This is a genomic window from Hyphococcus lacteus, from assembly GCF_041058985.1.
GTDB classification, from domain to species: domain Bacteria; phylum Pseudomonadota; class Alphaproteobacteria; order Caulobacterales; family Parvularculaceae; genus Hyphococcus; species Hyphococcus lacteus.
This window is the reverse complement of the sequence record NZ_JBEHZE010000001.1, coordinates 229,126-245,295: the sequence shown is the minus strand read 5'-3', so window position 1 is coordinate 245,295 and position 16,170 is coordinate 229,126. Positions and strand designations below refer to the sequence as shown.

Below are 16,170 nucleotides of genomic sequence, written 5' to 3'. Positions count from 1 at the left end.
TGCTTCATGATGGGCCCGTTCGACATATTGATCGTAGGCGACGAAGAACCAGCTTTGTGTGCGGCTGCTTGTGCTGCGAAATCCGGTGCGCGTATAGGGGTGTTGAAAAAGGATGATGCACGGCGCAAAAACTTCGTTGCGTCGACATCAGCGGTTCCAAACTTTGTTTGGCGACGGCTCGATCTACAGGATTATGACCTTTCATTAGTGCCTGTAGGCGCGCGGGTGACTTTGTTAAACGGTTCAAAAGCCGTTTCGACCCATGCAACTAATCGCGATACAGTGAATTCACTGGTTGCTGCTGATATCAAAGATCACCTGTTATGGCCTGATTTCCAAAATGAAATTGTCAGTCTGAATGATGATAATTATCTGTCTTCGCTGCAATATTCTGCGCAGATATCGTCGCGCAAAGGGTTTGCCGCGTTATTGGCTGACCCATACGCCCTCGACCGCGCAGCACGTATGTTTGGTCCATGCATAGATGTGCTTAATGATTATTTTAGTGACGACGCTTTGAAAACGCATCTGGCTGCACATGCGCTCTCTCCGTCTGGATTCGGTCCAAAAGAGCGAGGCTCTGCGGCGGCGCTTGTTCATTTTCTTGACGAAGCATCTTGGCGTGTCCGGCCTGATAAAAATACGCCGAGCATTAGGTCAATTCTTGAAAAAATATGCCAGCAAGAAGGCGTAACTTTTTTGTCGGGTAGGGTAACAGAGATCACACCGGCGAATGGAAAGTATCTTTCACTTTCTGTCGGAACGGATGAACGCTTTAAGGCTAAATATATTTTCTTTGCGACACCTGATACCGCCCGGCAATTTGGTGCACATGAACATCTAGATGCTCCGATCAATGCAGCAGCGGGGCATGCAACTTTCAGTGTTAAATTCAAGCTGGCGGAGATGGTTGATTTACCGCTGGGCGATAATACGGATATATTCCAAATAATAGATGATCCTTCGGACTTGCAGGTAGCGCGTGATAAAGCTGTTGCGGGGCGGTTTCCTAAAAAGCTCCCCGTAGAGTTTGAATTCACAAGACATGGTGAGATTGTCGCGCGATCATCTTATCTTCCGGGTGCGTTCTTTGAAGATGGAGAATGGCGGGGATGGACCGGGCAAGACCGACAAGCCGCCGCGGCTCTTATAAAGGAACGTCTGACGAGCCGAATTCCTGGCCTGTCCCCTCAGATACGCCGAACCGAGACGGATGTGATAACACCGTTCCTAGGGAAATCACCCTTTGCTGGTAATGATCGTATCATTATTCAATCGTCCCAACACAACACCATTAGTGCTGCCGTGAGTTTGATTGACGAGGTCATCGCCCGCGATGAGTGATAATGCTGACGAACATATGGTGATGCCTGATGATGAACGGCTACCGGGCCGGATCGAAGGTGGCATCGACGCGATAGTCATTGGTGCGGGTGCTGATGGGCTTGCTGCAGCGGCGTATCTTGGACGCGCTGGATTAAAAACGGTTTTGGTGGGGGCAGGAAAAGAGATCGGCGGGAAAGTCGCCGTTCGGGAAATTGCGCCCGATGTGCCTGTGGTAGACGGTGAGCATTTGGTAACAGTGCTTGATCCAGATGTTGTTGCAGAGTTGGATTTGTATCGGCACGGACTTGAGTATGCTGCGCGCCGTTTGGATACGACTTATTACTTTGATGATGGCGAGGTTTTGCGTTTCGACGGTGATCTCGCCCAGGCGGCGTTGTTATCTTTAGATGATGATGCTGATCGCGAGCGTCTCGAAACATTCATGAGCGAAATGCTGGAAATCGCAGATCGTCTGCGACCAGCGTTCAATATGTCTGTGTTCGCGGAAAAGGATGGTGACCGTAGATTGGAAAAAATCCTAGCGTCGCTTCCGACTGAAGTATCCGAGCGGATCGACCGTGTACTATTCGGGACAGCGGACAACATTTTGCGTGCACGGCTTGGCGATACACGGTTGAGAGCTTTACTTCTAAGTGAAGCATCCTTTCGTTCAGGTGTTCCCCCTTTTGAAGCATTTAGTTTTATGTCGCTGATCCGTCGCTATGCAGGGGAGGCCGCTGGCCTGCAAGGTGCCGTCGCTTACCCCAAGGGCGGGGTGATGTCGGTGATCACTGCGTTACGTCGTGCTGCGCAGCTTGCGAAAGTAGATGTTCGGGCTGCGACGCCGGTTCGGTCAATTCTAATTGAAGGTGACCGGGTGGCGGGCGTCACACTTAAAGATGGGGGGCAACTTCGCGCCAATATTGTTGTCGCTGCTATTGATGCGAAACAAGCTTATATGGATATGATCGGTCCCAAGCTGATTGATATAGAACTACAACGCATGCTGAGCGTGTCGCAAAGTGACATAGGCTCGGCACGATTACATCTTTTATTAAAAGGGGTCGCTCAGGATGATGCGACTCGTAAGAATATGACGCGGCGGCTCGTATTCACACCGACACCCGAAGAATTGTCAGCTGCTTTTATGGATGCGCGTGCGGGCCGAATTCCCGAAAAATTAATTATAGAAGCGATTTTTCCGACGGCCCTGGACCAAGAGCGCTCGCTCGAAAAACGGCAACTTATGTCTGTGATGGCGCATCCCTTGCCATTTGATAAGACACCGGATGAGGTGCGCCGTGAAGAGATCAAGAAAGCGCTTCTCAGTAATATCGAAATCTTCGCGTCCGATTTATCGGAGCGAATTGAAGCTGTTGATCTGCGATTGCCTGCTGATGATGCAAAAAATACCGGGGCGACCGCCCAATCTTATGCCAGCAAACCAGATATTATTCAGCAATGGGCGACAGCGCGCACAGTCACCAGTGCGGCAAAAATCGGCGGTTTTTATTTTTGTGGGCCGGAGGCGCAGATCGGTGGTGGTATTTCCTGTTCTGCCGGGCGGGCCGCCGCCAAGACCGCTTTACGTGACTATAAGAGGGGCGCGCCATGATCTTTGCTGCCGAAGATATTTTTGCCGATGCACCGCGTCCCACGCCTTTGTTTTCGGCGGCCGCATCGGTCAGTGAAGCTAACCTTTGGACATCCGTAAACGGATGGACGGCTGCGCGCGTATATACAGCGGTAGGAGAGGAGTATGAGGCCGCAAGAAATACTGCCGTAATTGCCGATTTTGGACCGATGGCGCGATATGCCGTGAGGGGTAAGGATGCCGCGAATTTTCTCAGCCGATTAACCACGGCACCCGCGATCTCGCTTCATGTGGGGGAAGGCGCACGTGGACTAGTCTTGGATGACCAGGGGCATGTAATTGATCTCGCCGAAGTTTCTCGCCTAAGCGAAGAGTTGTTTTTGGTTTCGTTGCCCGGTCCTCATGCTCGGCGTATTGATCTGGCGGCGCGCGGTATGGAGTTGGAAACACAGGATATCTCAGGCGATGTAGCCGCACTTGGCATTCTAGGCCCGCAAACAGGAAGCGTTTTAAGTGCTGCTGGATTGAAATCTGTTAGCGAAACATTTGCGGCTTCTGGCGTTTTGCGCGGTGTTGAGACCGCAGCTCGCCCGCTTCAATTCGGCGGTATCCATGGTGTCGAACTGATCTTTCCAAAAGATGATGCGTTGACCATTTGGGAACGGATAATTCGGCGAAGCATTGCACGGCCCATCGGGCTTGATGCGCTTGATGTTCTGCGTCTTGAGAGCGGTGTGCCCCGGGCGGGCCTGGATTTTATTCCGTCTGACCGTCGCGACGGCGGCGCGAAACGTACCCCTGAAGAGTTAGGTCTCGCGCATTTGGCCCCTCTTGATGGCGGATGGTTTAATGGCCGACGGGCGTTACGTAAATCAGCGGGGCATCCCGAACGGCGCTTGGTTTCGCTATCGCTGGATGCAGAACAATCAATGCCGGGGGCCGCGGTTTTTCAGGGTGGCAAAAACGTTGGCCGCGTGACCAGTTGTGCGTGGTCGCCTGCGCGCAAGCGGGTGTTGGTTTTTGCAGATGTCAGCGCCTCATGCAGGGGGGCGGACTACGAAATTGCGATGCTGACGCCTGAGGACGGTAGGGTTGCCGCAAAGCGGTTTGAAACCACGGAAAGCGCTCTAGAACACCGTTTTGTGAGCGAGCAGGGCCGCGCGACGGATTTTCGGCGGTGACGCGTTTAACAGGTGCTGGAAAGGCGAAAACCTAGAGGAACGCTATGAAAAAGTTTACTATTGCTACCCTGGCAGCTGCTGGCACCGTCCTTATTTCGGCGGGCGCGTTTGCGGCGGATGGCAAGGGTGATGGTCGTTGGGATCGTTTGGACACTAATGGTGACGGCGAAATTACCGCCGAAGAGATGGCCGCTAAAAATAGGGATTTTCTGTCGGCAGCGGATACAGACGGCAATGGATCGGTTTCAAAATCCGAACTTAAAGCTCATCACGAGAAAAAGCGTGCGGAGCGCCGCGAGAAACGCAATCCCGATAAAAATGACGATGGCGTTATAGATCGCAGTGAATTTATGGATGCTGCCGAAGCTCGTTTTGACAAGATGGACAAGAATAACGATGGCATTCTTTCCGAAGACGAACAAAAGCGTCGGCATGGGCATAAAGGCAAACGTCGCGGTGATCAGTAATTGACGTCCAAGAATTCCGATCATGTCATAATGGTGTGACCGGGAAAAGAACAAGACTGGCGCTTTGTTGGAACAAGAAACGGATAGCAGTGAAGCGCTGGTTAAGCGCGCTGGCAACGGTGATAGAACCGCGGCGGCGATGCTCGTGGAGCGGCATACGAATATGATTTATGCAGCGTCATATAGAATGCTCGGTAATAAGCATGCCGCAGAAGATGCGGTGCAAGAGACTTTCTTGCGATTGTGGCGGCATGCGTCGAAGTGGAAACCGCAAGGCGCAAAATTTGAGACTTGGTTATACCGTGTCGCAATGAATATCTGTGTAGATCAGTTGCGCAAAACCAAAAGAGACGTACCAGAAGATGCGGCCCCGGAACGGGCCGATAGTGCTGATCGTCAGGATCAGTCACTGTTTCTCAGTGAGCGGCGTTTCGCGATTGACGAAGCGTTGGAAAAGCTACCTGAACGGCAAAGAATGGCGATTACGTTATGTCATTATCAGGAAATGACGAATATCGAAGCTGCTGAGATAATGGAGATTAGTGTTGATGCTTTGGAATCATTATTGGCACGCGGACGACGCAAATTGCGCGACATGCTGGCACCAATGCGTGAACATTTGATGGGGAAGATGGACGATGAGCAAAGTAGCCATGTCAACTGAACAGATGAATAGACTGCGCGAGATTTGTGATGCGTATGGCGCTGATAGCGCCCGCTGGCCAGCCGAACTGCGCGAGCAATATGGCCCGCTGTTGGATGACGTACCCGAAATTCGTAACGAAGCTGAAATGCTTGATGGCTTTTTGAACGCGGCGACAGCGCCGCGTATGGCGGAGGATTTGGAGCGCCGAGTGCTCGCACAATTCGATAATGCGCCCATTGCGGTTGGTTGGATTGCGCGTTTGCGTCGATCATTGCCACGAATACGGCTTGCCCCAGCCGGGCTTTTGGCGGGGATTGGTGCTATGGGCGTTGCATCGGGTATTGTGTCGGCCTCTGCCCAGACGCCGGTTCCGCCCGAATCTGAGGCGCTTTCCTATATTGAGAATGGCCTTACATTCTCTGGCTTGACGGATGAGGAGACCCTTCAATGGGACGAGGACTGATTATATTACTTGTTGCCTCATTGGGCCTGAACATTTTTGCCATCGGGCATATGTCGGGGCGGTTTATCGCTGGTGATCCGCCGCCCGCCAAAAGTGAAGGTCGTCACCGCTCTGGGTTGGACGACCCGTTTAAGCTTATGCGTTATGCAGAAGAGCTGTCACCTGAACTGCGAGACGAGTTTCGCGGTGAGTTTAAAAAGCAATTGCCAAACTTACGTGAAGAGCATCATCGGATGCATGAGCTGCGTGATGAGCTGGGCACGTTAATGAGTGCTGATCCGTGGGACGGTGACGCGATTAATGCAAAGCTTGATGAAATTCGCGAAATTCAAGATCGAAAATATGTATTCTTCAACAAAGCATTTGTGAATGCGTTTGAAAAATTGCCTGCGGCGGAACGTGCGCGTCTGATCGAGGCTGCGGATGCACGCCGCAAAGAATATAAAAAACGACGGCGTAACAAAAAAGGCGGAAAAGGTGATCGTCCACCAGAACCGCCACGCGACGAGTAAACACGCAAAAGTCTTGCTGACCTCATTTCGACAGCCCGACTTTATTCGGCGGCTTGTGTACCGACGATTTGCATGGGTTGCGGTGCTTCGCGGCCTGTCAGCACATAGGCTTCCTTGCGTACGAATTGCGGCAAGCGAACCTTGGCCTCTTTGCGACGAGGGAAGGTCGCACAAGCGACCGTGCCGCGACCGGGCTGGCTAGCCAACGCGAGGATACCGCCTTGCATTTCCATGAGTGACTTTGACAAGGCGAGGCCAAGGCCCGAGCCATTACGTGACCGCGAGAAATGGCTCTCGGCCAATTCAAACGGCGCACCTAGTTTATGGAGCTGCTCTTTAGTAATGCCAGTACCGCTATCCGCGACAATGATAGTAACGCCATCAAGGTCCGCCTCGGCGGTTAAGGTGACTTCACCACCCCGGCCCGTGAATTTCAGCGCGTTTGACAGAAGATTTAATACAACCTGTTTTACCGCACGTTGATCCGCCCAAACCGCAGGCGCATGGGCCACAGATGCCGTCAGTTTAACGCCAGCGTCGCTCGCGCGTTTCGCCACTAGCCGGACACTTTCGTTGAGAATGCGCTCAAGTTCGATGCGTTTTGGTTCAAGTGAAAGCCGACCGGCCTCGATTTTAGACATGTCGAGAATGTCGTCAATTAACTCCAGTAGGTGCCGCCCACTAGATAGGATGTCAGTGACATATTCTTTGTACTTATTGTCGCCAAGCGGGCCATAGAGTTCCGATTGCATAACTTCAGAGAAGCCATTAATCGCGTTCAGGGGCGTGCGTAGCTCATGGCTCATATTTGCCAGGAATTCAGATTTCGAACGGCTGGCTTCTTCGGCGCGATATTTCTCAAACTCATATTTGCGTAGAGCTTCGGAGAGTTCTTTGCGTGAATTTTCCAGATCTTCGACGGTGTGCTGAAGTTCGCGCTCTTTCTTTTTCTGCGCCCATGCACGGCGTTTGAGATCGGTGACATTGCTTGCCACACAAACATACCCGCCTTCGGCGGTCTTGCGCCGAGAAACATGCGCCCATCGAGAGCCGGGCAGAGCAACCTCTTGGTTTTCTTGCTGTGCGTCTTCTAGCGGGCTGAAATGCGCCACCAAAATATCGCCAGCAACCGCCGCACAGGTGGATACCTCGTCAATGGTCAACCCCGGTTTCAACACCTTTGCGGGGATACGGAAAATGCTGGTGAAGCGTTTGTTCCAGATCGCCAGCTTGCCTTGCGCATCCCACAAAACAAATGCTTCGGGAATGCTCTCTATCGCATCGCGCAGGCGCGTTTCAGCGATTGCGGCACCGGGCGCAAGGGTGGATGCCCCCACAAGGTCAAATGCTACGCCCGCGCGGTGGAAGCGGGTTGCCTCGGGCGAAGTGCGGAAATAGGCCCGTGACCAACCGCCACCGGGTTCTCTCACACGCACAACACCTTCGCTGACGCCGGAAGGTTCGCCTGAGATAACAGCCAAGGCCGTTCGCAAGTCTTGCGGGTGAACAAGCGCAGAAATTTCACGCATTGAAAATTTGCGATCTCGCGCGCTGAGCCCAAGAGGTTGTAAGAACGATTTGGTCAAATGCACTGTGCGTTCTTTATGGTCGTAAAACCACGGTGAACAGCGACCACCAGTCAACGCAGCATTGAACTCCGTCAAGGTCGAAAGCGCATGTGCGGCGCTTGCGGCTGCGCGGCTTTGGCGAATGAACGCGGCCATCAATGACCCAATTACCAATGTAATTGCGCCCATAAGAACCGCGTAAAGAACCCACACACGCGTGCGGTCGAACATATCCCGCGCAGGGGCGGCAATCACAAGAGCATCGCCATTATCCAGCCGCCGCCAAGCTACTGCGACTTTACCGCCTGGCAGGTCGAGGCGCGCTGAGGTCGAAGCATCAAGGTTTAATGCCCGGAGCGAAGACGCAGGGATGTCGATCATATCTGTGCGTCCCTCAGCGGTCAGAATGTCGCCCGAGGTCGAAAGGTGGAACATCGCTGTATAGCCCCCCGGCTCAACCCCGCTAAGCGCATCGCGCACTGGAGTGCCCGTCATGATCGCGATATTAAGCGCTGCAGCCCCATCACTTGCCGCTTGGGATAGGCGGAGTTGGGTCTCTGATTCTCGCAAAAGCGCCTTATCGTTCATCTCAAAAACAAAAAGCGTCGCCAAAGCGATTAAAAACGCACCAGTTAGAATCCCGAGACGACGGGGCGAGAGCGCATCTATGCGCGCTGCCAGTTTTTCGCCATCAATATGTTTGGGCTCATCCGCCATGGAAAATCGGACCGATCCGGTAAAAATACGCCAAAAGTAACAAGTAGGCCGTGTCTTTAGCAGCATGCTGCACGTCACGGGTTAACGATTTGGAAACTATTCTGTTTCGGCGCTCGGTGTCACGCGCGAATCGCCTATTGCGTGTATAGGCATTTTCCCCAAAGCAGGAGCTTGGAATTAGCCGATTTGGTCGGTAAAGAGCGCATATGAGACATTTTTTGAACACAGCGGATTGGTCCCGCCCCGAGTTGCAAGCCATGATCGACGATGCCCGAGCCATGAAGGCCGCGCCTTTGGGCGATGCTTTGAAGGGCAAAACGATCGCGCTGTTGTTTTTGAATAATTCGCTGCGGACGCGAACATCATTTGATGTGGGCGCGAAACAGCTCGGTGGGCACGCGGTTGTACTTTCTCCGTCCGGCGGTATGTGGCCACTTGAGTTCGAAGATGGCGTCGTCATGGATGGTGATGCCGAAGAACACGTGAAAGAAGCGGCCAAGATTCTATCGCGCTATTGCGATATGATCGGTATTCGCGCCTTTCCGAAATTCGTTGATTGGCAGGAAGATCGCAAAGACAAAATTCTCAATGCTTTTGCGAAATATGCTGATGTGCCCGTGGTCAACATGGAGACAATTACCCACCCTTGTCAGGAAATGGCGCATATTATGGCGCTACAGGAACGGCTCGGATCGCTTGAAGGTAAAAAGTTTGTCCTGACTTGGACATACCACCCAAAGCCTCTGAACACGGCTGTGGCGAATTCGGCGCTTGTCATCGCAGCAAAGTTCGGCATGAAACCAACACTTCTTTGTCCGACTAAAGATTATATTCTTGATCAGCGTTATATCGATCAAGCCACCCATGATGCTAGCGAGAATGGGCACGAGTTGACCATCTCTCATGATATTGACGCTGCCTATGATGGCGCAGAAGTCGTTTATGCAAAAAGCTGGGGCGCGCTTCCTTATTTTGGAAATTGGGAACCGGAGAAACCAATTCGCGACCAGTATAAACACTTTATAGTTGATGAAGATAAAATGGCGAAGACCAATGATGCATTGGTGTCGCACTGCTTGCCTATGCGTCGCAACGTAAAAATGACGGATGCAGTCTTCGAAAGCCAGAATTGTATTGCCTATGATGAAGCGGAAAATCGGCTTCACGTGCAAAAAGCAATTATGAAAGCGGTAGTCCGATGAAGCTCTGTTGGATGCTGACCATTCGGTTGACGCCGAACGGGTCGGATTAATTTGGTAAGCATGCTATCGGTTAAAGGGTAGTTGTGCTCCCGGCTTACGGATGAAACTGCCTATCTTTAGGGCCCGTCCTCAGGGACGAAATATTGTAAAAGACCGCACTTTAAATGACCCAGACAGAATTCACACGCCAGACGATCGTCCAGTTGCTTTCAAATATGAGCGACGGCAAGGAAATCCGCGCCTATCTGCAGCGATTTTCCGAAGTGGATCAGTCGCGCTTTGCGGTCATCAAAATTGGCGGTGCCATCCTCGCAGAACAGCTTGAAGAAACCGCGTCCGCGTTGGCGTTTCTTCATACAGTTGGGCTGACACCGATTGTGCTGCATGGCGGTGGCCCACAGCTTGATATTGCCCTCAAAGAGCGCGGGATAAAAACGCCAAAAGTCGAAGGGCTGCGCGTCACTGACGAGGCAACGCTTGATGTGGCACGCGATGTATTCATCGGCGAGAACATCAAGCTGGTTGAGGCCGTCCGTAAACAGGGGGTCGAAGCTGAGGGCGTGATCGCGGGGGTTATTGAAGCAAATTATCTGGACAAAGAAAAATTTGGACTTGTCGGTGAACCCGCAACCATAAGACAGGGGCTGATCCAATCTGTTGTGCGTTCTGGTGCGATGCCGATTTTGACATGCCTGGGTATCGCGCCTGGTGGCCAGCTCTTGAACATTAATGGCGATAGCGCGACACGCGCGCTAGTCGAAGTGCTTCAGCCGATGAAAATCGTTTTTCTGACTGGGGTTGGTGGCTTGCTTGATAAACATGGTGACATCATGCATTCGATCAATTTGGCATCGGAATATGATAAGCTGATGAACGCGTCATGGGTCGAAGGCGGCATGCGCCTGAAATTGAGCGAAATAAAACGCTTGCTTGATGCGTCGCCGTTGTCGACGTCGGTTTCGATTACCACCCCCGAAGGTTTGATCCGTGAGCTTTTCACCCATGGTGGCTCTGGCACGCTCGTTCGTATGGGCGAGGCGATCAATAGGTATGATACCATTGCGGCGATTGATCGTGACCGGACGATTGCCCTTGTGGAAAATGCCTTTGGCCGCGCACTGAAAAAAGATTGGTGGGATGGGCTCGACGTTCATGAGGTCATTATGTCCGATAGTTATCGGGCCGGGGCATTGCTGACCAAGGTCGATGATTTTGTTTACCTCGATAAGTTCGCAGTGATTGAGGATGCGCGTGGGGAGGGGCTCTCCCGGACCGTTTGGCGTGCTTTTACCAAAAATAACCCGAATTTTTTCTGGCGGTCACGCACTTCCAATGGGTTTAATGGCTTTTACCACAATAGCGCTGACGGATCTGTGAAGGCGGGGCCGTGGACAGTGTTTTGGAAAGGTGAGAAAGACTGGGCGAGAATCTCGCGGATTGCCGACCGGGTGGCCGCGATGCCAGCAAGTTTCATTGGAGATGACGCAGAATGAGTACCCCGTTTTTAGTTGGGATTGTCGGTGCGCGGGGGCACACTGGTCGCGAATTGATCAGGTTGATTGCTGGTCATTCTGAACTGATGCTCGCCTTTGCCGTCAGTCGGGAATTTGCCGGCCGTGCGGTCGCTGAAATAGCGCCAGAGGACAAAGACGAATGCGTTTTTGAGGCGCTTGGTCCTGAAGAAGCCGCCAAACGCCGCGCAGATGTTGTGATTCTGGCGCTGCCCGATGGTGCCAGCAAAGCTTATGTAGATGCGCTAGAAAAATTTGCGCCGGATCGCATTATAATAGATCTCTCTGCGGATTATCGTTTCGACGATAATTGGGTTTATGGCTTGCCCGAACTCAATCGCGCGAAAATCAACCGCGCTAAACGTATTGCTAATCCGGGCTGCTATGCGACCGCTATGCAGTTGGCGATTGCACCATTATTGCCTGACCTTGAAGGAACGCCGTCCGTTTTTGGCGTGTCGGGTTATTCTGGTGCGGGCACGACGCCGAGCCCGCGCAATGATGTTGATCGCTTAAAAGACAATTTGATGCCATATGCGCTTGCGGGCCATAAGCATGAACGCGAAGCCACACGCCATCTGGGAACACAGGTACGATTTTCGCCCCATGTTCACCCAGCTTTCCGTGGGCTGATGGTTACCGTGCATATCCCCCTCGCGAAAGCGATGTCTCTTGCGGATTTAACGCAGCGGTTTGACGATAAGTTTGGTAACGACCCATTGATTTTCTTGCGTAGTGATGCACCGGAACTTAAAGAGGGAACGAACCTCACGGGTGTGATTATTGGTGGTTTTACTCTTAGTGAAGATGGCAAATGCGCTGTCGTTGTCGCGGCAGAAGATAACCTCCTAAAAGGGGCGGCCGTGCAGGCGATCCAAAACGTCAATCTGGCGCTAGGTTTGAATGAAACTGAGGGCTTGGTTTAGCATATAGCGAAGGGTTTGATCTGAAATATTATGGCGGGAACTGACAGCGCCTTCTTGATCGAAGCGGCCACCTATCTTGGTGCTGCCGCTGTTGCTGTTCCGCTGTTTAACCGTTTCAAACTCGGCTCAATTCTTGGCTATCTTGCCGCTGGCGTTGCTGCTGGTCCTTATGGGCTGAATTTGCTGCATCGTCAGGACGGGGTTTTTCACGTTGCGGAACTCGGCGTCGTATTGTTCATGTTCGTCATCGGACTTGAGCTTTCAATCTCTCGCTTATGGTCTATGCGCCAACAGATTTTTGGATTGGGTGCCGCGCAGATGGGCATCACGGGCGTGGTTATCGCCTGTTTATTTGTGGCCGCTGGTGTCATGCCGGTGCAGGCTGCTGCAATCGCTGGGTTTTCTCTCGCATTTTCCTCTACCGCGTTCGCGCTACAATGGTTGAAAGACCGAGGCGAACTAAACACCGCATATGGGCGGCAGTCTTTCTCCGTTTTGTTGTTCCAAGACCTGGCGGTCATTCCATTGCTGGCGGCGGTGCCCGTTTTGGCTGGGGTTGGCGCGGATGGAAATGCGCTTGCCGCCAGCGCAAAAGCTATCGGTGTAATCGCGGTTGTGATTATCGTTGGCCGATTCGGGTTGGATAAGATTTTTCGTTTGGTGGCCGGGTCCGGCTCGCGCGAGGCTTTTGCCGCTACAGCACTTTTAGTGGTCGCACTTACCTCATTGGCGGTGGCTTGGGCCGGCCTTTCGATGGCGCTGGGTGCATTCCTCGCCGGTGTCTTGCTTTCTGAATCTTCTTTCAAGCATCAAATAGAAACCGATATCGAACCGTTCCGCGGGTTACTTCTCGGATTGTTCTTTATCTCGATTGGTATGCGTCTCGATCTTGGTATCATTCTTCAATACTGGCTGGTTGTGCTTGGTGGTGCGTCAGGATTGGTTTTCCTGAAAGCATCAATTCTATTTGTCCTCGCGCAGTTAATGGGTGCCCGGAAAGATAACGCGTTGCGCACCGCAGCGACGCTTTCTCAAGGTGGGGAATTTTCATTCGTTGTCGTGACTTTGGGTGTCGGCTCCGCGATGTTTACGGATGTTCAGGCGAATTTGATGTCAGCGATCGTTACGTTGTCGATGATGCTGACCCCTGCATTGGTCGCCCTCGCAAACCGTGTGGCACAGGGTAGCCAGGATAATGGTGAAGACCTTTCTGGCCCGGAGGCGGGGCGAGACCATGCGGTTATTGTCGGGTTTGGACGTATGGGACAGATCGTTTCGCAGGTGCTTCAAAACTCCGGCGTTGACATTGTCGCGATTGATCGCAACCCACAACATATTCGTAATGCGGAGCGCTTTGGCTTCAAAGTATATTTTGGCGACGGGTCGCGGTTGGATATGTTAATGAATGCGGGCGCCGCGAACGCTCAAGCAATTATTCTGTGTATGGATGACCCAGAGGCGGTAAATCATGCAACGGCTTCGTTACGGGCAAGTCTGCCAAATGTAACGATCATTGCTTGTGCCCATGACCGGATGCACGAAATCGAGCTTCGAAAACTGGGACCCGACGTGATCGTTCGTGAAACCCTTGAATCAAGCGTTCTCATGGCGCGTGAGGCGCTAGAGCGTATGGGGTATGAGAGTAATACGATTGAGGACTACATCCAGCAATTCCGCGTGACGGATCGCGAACGCTTGTTAGCGCAGATTGATGAGGGGCCCGAAGCAGGTAAGCACCTTATACACAAAGCGTATTCTCATACCGAAAAACGCTGAACGATCTTGGGGCTAACCGCAAATTTCCAGCACCGAGTCACAGATATGATCAATCTGCGCGTCGCTTAAATAGGGGTGCATGGGTAATGAGAAAATTTCGGTGGCAACGAGTTCAGTCTGCGGTAGCCCATTCACCGGTGCGTAATCGGCAAAGGCAGGCATCAAGTGTAATGGTGTTGCGTAATAAATTGCTGTCGGTACGCCCATATTTTTGAGTTTCTTGACGGCCTGATCCCGATTAGTTGTCCTGAGCGAATAATATCCGTAACCGGATGAGGCCCCTTTAATGTGTGACTGAGGCTTCGTTACGGACTTTAGCCGCTCATTATAGACGCCAGCAATCTGTCGGCGGGTTGCTAGTTCGTCGTCAAAGATCGCTAGTTTTTCGAGCAAAACACCGGCCTGAAAGCTATCCATGCGGCCATTGAAACCGACCCGAACAGATTCTTTTCTGGCGTCATCGGTGCCATGCCAACGGATAGAAGCCCAGCGTTCGCGGTCGTGGGAGTTCATACTGAAGATCGCGCCCGCATCTCCGTAGGCACCGAGTGCTTTGCCGGGGAAGAAGCTTGTGCCGGTCGCAGGTGCTAAAGCACCGACCTGTGTGTTGCTTAACTCGCCGCCAAAGCTTTGTGCGCCGTCAGCAAGAATGAATAGGTCATCACGTTTTGCAATGGCGTGAATAGCTGGGTAATCGGCAGGCGATCCAAATAAGTCTACAGGAATTATTGCACGAGGGCGCAAGTTCCCTTCAGCGCGAACAGCGGCAATTCGGTGGTCTAAATCAACAGGGTCAATGTTGAATGTGTTGGGATCAATATCTACGAAAACTGGCGTCGCGCCACACAATAACACAGCGTTGGCGGTGGCATTATAGGTAAATGCTGGAAGGAAAACGGCATCCCCGCGCCCCACGCCACGCGCGAGTAGGGGAATAATCAAAGCCGCAGTTCCGCTTGCACAACTAATGACAGTCGGCGCGCCAGTACGTTCGGAAAGTAAATCTTCTAGTTCGTCAATTTCCGGGCCGGCAATATAACGCCCATGATCGAGAACGGCCTGAAGGCGTTTCTCGATCGCAGGTCTGATGCGCTTTTGTTGAGCCACAAGGTCAATAAAAGCGATGTCGTCAATTTTTTTTGGGGATGCAGGCTTCAGGTTAATGACACTAGTCATGCACGTTGTCTTTCAAGAAGATCACTTTCAAATTGCGTATTGGCAATCCCAGCAGTTTTTTCAATTAATTTAGCCCAAGCTACGGCGTCACGTCCATCTTCACCCGTCACGATGGGACGGCGGCCTTCGATAATAGCATTGATAAACTCATCTGCACCAAAAGAAAGCGGATCGCGGAAAGCGAGGGGGCCAGTTTTTTGACCAAAGTCGATTCCGATTGCGGCAGGCGTCGTGTTGTTCATCTCGCGATTGATGAAATCAAAGTCGATGATGCCGTCCTCATAAACGAGCGTCATACGGCGCTGCGGCGCATTTGCACGCCGACTGGCTTTCAATGAAACGATAGTATCGTTTGACAATGTAAGGTCTGCGGTGGCTTCGTGCGTGTTACCGCTTGCGTATACATTTTTGACATCGGCACCGGTCAGTTTGCGGACGATATCGATGTCATGCACCATTAAATCATAAATTACAGACACATCTTCACAACGACCGGACGCGCTTGTACCCCGAATGCAATCAATTTTGACGGGGGGGTGCTTGCGATCAAATAGACCAGCCGTCGCTGCGACGTACCGTTCCTGATGGCCAACCTGTAAAACTAGACGATTGCGAGAAGCGGTTTTGATAAGCGCATCTGCTTCTTTGGGGTCAATAGAGATCGGTTTTTCGACAAATACGTGCAGCCCTGCGTGAAGGGCGCGTTTTGCCAATTCAAAATGGGCACTTGCTGGCGTCGTAATGACAAGGGCGTCCAATCCCGAATTGAGGAGTTTGTCAAAATCCGAAAATGTCGGCGCATTAAAGCGTGCACCGAGAGCGCTGGCCTTACCAACTTCTATGTCGAAGATTGCATTTAACTGCGCATGGGGGTGGGCATGGTATTTTGATGCGTGGTGGCCACCGAATACACCGGCACCGGCCACGCCTACACTCAAAGATGTGGTCACAGGTTTGTCCCCCCGTTTGCGCCCCCGCGCGTTAGGCTGGTCGGACCTGTCAGATCCGGATTTAGTCATACTCTATGTCGCGCGGCAAATGGAAGGCCACGCGACATGGAAGAGTTCACACTATATATCCGGCTATTTCATGAAAAGTCTTCACT

General features: G+C 52.2%; 14 protein-coding genes. 11 read left to right on the top strand and 3 right to left on the bottom strand.

The window, feature by feature from the left end; all coding sequences use genetic code 11:
* Positions 1 to 6 precede the first annotated feature (6 nt).
* The 7 genes from ABFZ84_RS01105 to ABFZ84_RS01075 all read left to right on the top strand — a co-directional run bounded on the left by ABFZ84_RS01105 (position 7) and on the right by ABFZ84_RS01075 (position 6,189).
* On the top strand, positions 7 to 1,344 hold the full coding sequence (locus ABFZ84_RS01105) for a hypothetical protein (RefSeq protein WP_369311911.1): 1,338 nt from the start codon (positions 7 to 9) through the stop codon (positions 1,342 to 1,344).
* Entirely contained in the window at positions 1,337 to 2,941 is a 1,605-nt protein-coding gene (locus ABFZ84_RS01100; protein WP_369311909.1) for a phytoene desaturase family protein, read from the top strand. Before ABFZ84_RS01105 ends, ABFZ84_RS01100 begins: the two co-directional genes overlap by 8 nt.
* Complete coding sequence (locus ABFZ84_RS01095) at positions 2,938 to 4,101, top strand: glycine cleavage T C-terminal barrel domain-containing protein (RefSeq protein ID WP_369311907.1); 1,164 nt, start codon at positions 2,938 to 2,940, stop codon at positions 4,099 to 4,101. Before ABFZ84_RS01100 ends, ABFZ84_RS01095 begins: the two co-directional genes overlap by 4 nt.
* Positions 4,102 to 4,145: 44 nt before the next feature.
* A complete protein-coding gene (locus ABFZ84_RS01090) occupies positions 4,146 to 4,568 on the top strand; it encodes an EF-hand domain-containing protein (RefSeq protein ID WP_369311905.1) in 423 nt (140 codons plus the stop codon).
* Positions 4,569 to 4,632: 64 nt separating this feature from the next.
* Positions 4,633 to 5,232, top strand: coding sequence for an RNA polymerase sigma factor (locus tag ABFZ84_RS01085; RefSeq protein ID WP_369311903.1), 600 nt, complete (start codon positions 4,633 to 4,635; stop codon positions 5,230 to 5,232).
* Positions 5,207 to 5,677, top strand: a complete 471-nt coding sequence (locus ABFZ84_RS01080) for a hypothetical protein (RefSeq protein ID WP_369311901.1) — start codon at positions 5,207 to 5,209, stop codon at positions 5,675 to 5,677. The genes ABFZ84_RS01085 and ABFZ84_RS01080 overlap by 26 nt, the downstream gene beginning before the upstream one ends.
* Positions 5,662 to 6,189, top strand: coding sequence for a periplasmic heavy metal sensor (locus ABFZ84_RS01075; protein ID WP_369311899.1), 528 nt, complete (start codon positions 5,662 to 5,664; stop codon positions 6,187 to 6,189). Before ABFZ84_RS01080 ends, ABFZ84_RS01075 begins: the two co-directional genes overlap by 16 nt.
* 41 nt (positions 6,190 to 6,230) lie before the next feature.
* Here ABFZ84_RS01075 and ABFZ84_RS01070 read toward each other — a convergent pair whose 3' ends face one another.
* Positions 6,231 to 8,540 carry a sensor histidine kinase gene (locus tag ABFZ84_RS01070; RefSeq protein WP_369311897.1) on the bottom strand — a complete coding sequence of 770 codons (2,310 nt, stop codon included), beginning with the start codon at positions 8,538 to 8,540 and terminating at the stop codon, positions 6,231 to 6,233.
* A 140-nt stretch (positions 8,541 to 8,680) separates the two neighbouring features.
* Here ABFZ84_RS01070 and ABFZ84_RS01065 point away from each other — a divergent pair, with 140 nt between their 5' ends.
* The 4 genes from ABFZ84_RS01065 to ABFZ84_RS01050 all read left to right on the top strand — a co-directional run bounded on the left by ABFZ84_RS01065 (position 8,681) and on the right by ABFZ84_RS01050 (position 13,889).
* On the top strand, positions 8,681 to 9,676 hold the full coding sequence (locus ABFZ84_RS01065; protein WP_369311895.1) for an N-acetylornithine carbamoyltransferase: 996 nt from the start codon (positions 8,681 to 8,683) through the stop codon (positions 9,674 to 9,676).
* A 164-nt stretch (positions 9,677 to 9,840) separates the two neighbouring features.
* The gene (locus tag ABFZ84_RS01060) at positions 9,841 to 11,169 is read left to right on the top strand and encodes an acetylglutamate kinase (RefSeq protein WP_369311893.1); all 1,329 of its coding nucleotides are present in this window, start codon (positions 9,841 to 9,843) and stop codon (positions 11,167 to 11,169) included.
* On the top strand, positions 11,166 to 12,113 hold the full coding sequence (gene argC, locus ABFZ84_RS01055) for an N-acetyl-gamma-glutamyl-phosphate reductase (protein ID WP_369311891.1): 948 nt from the start codon (positions 11,166 to 11,168) through the stop codon (positions 12,111 to 12,113). Before ABFZ84_RS01060 ends, argC begins: the two co-directional genes overlap by 4 nt.
* Positions 12,114 to 12,143: 30 nt before the next feature.
* Positions 12,144 to 13,889 carry a monovalent cation:proton antiporter-2 (CPA2) family protein gene (locus ABFZ84_RS01050; RefSeq protein WP_369311889.1) on the top strand — a complete coding sequence of 582 codons (1,746 nt, stop codon included), beginning with the start codon at positions 12,144 to 12,146 and terminating at the stop codon, positions 13,887 to 13,889.
* Between the two features lie 12 nt (positions 13,890 to 13,901).
* On the opposite strand, the gene ABFZ84_RS01045 is transcribed toward ABFZ84_RS01050, so the two are convergent.
* A complete protein-coding gene (locus ABFZ84_RS01045) occupies positions 13,902 to 15,065 on the bottom strand; it encodes a DegT/DnrJ/EryC1/StrS family aminotransferase (RefSeq protein ID WP_369311887.1) in 1,164 nt (387 codons plus the stop codon).
* Positions 15,062 to 16,015, bottom strand: a complete 954-nt coding sequence (locus ABFZ84_RS01040) for a Gfo/Idh/MocA family protein (RefSeq protein ID WP_369311885.1) — start codon at positions 16,013 to 16,015, stop codon at positions 15,062 to 15,064. Before ABFZ84_RS01040 ends, ABFZ84_RS01045 begins: the two co-directional genes overlap by 4 nt.
* Positions 16,016 to 16,170: the final 155 nt, after the last annotated feature.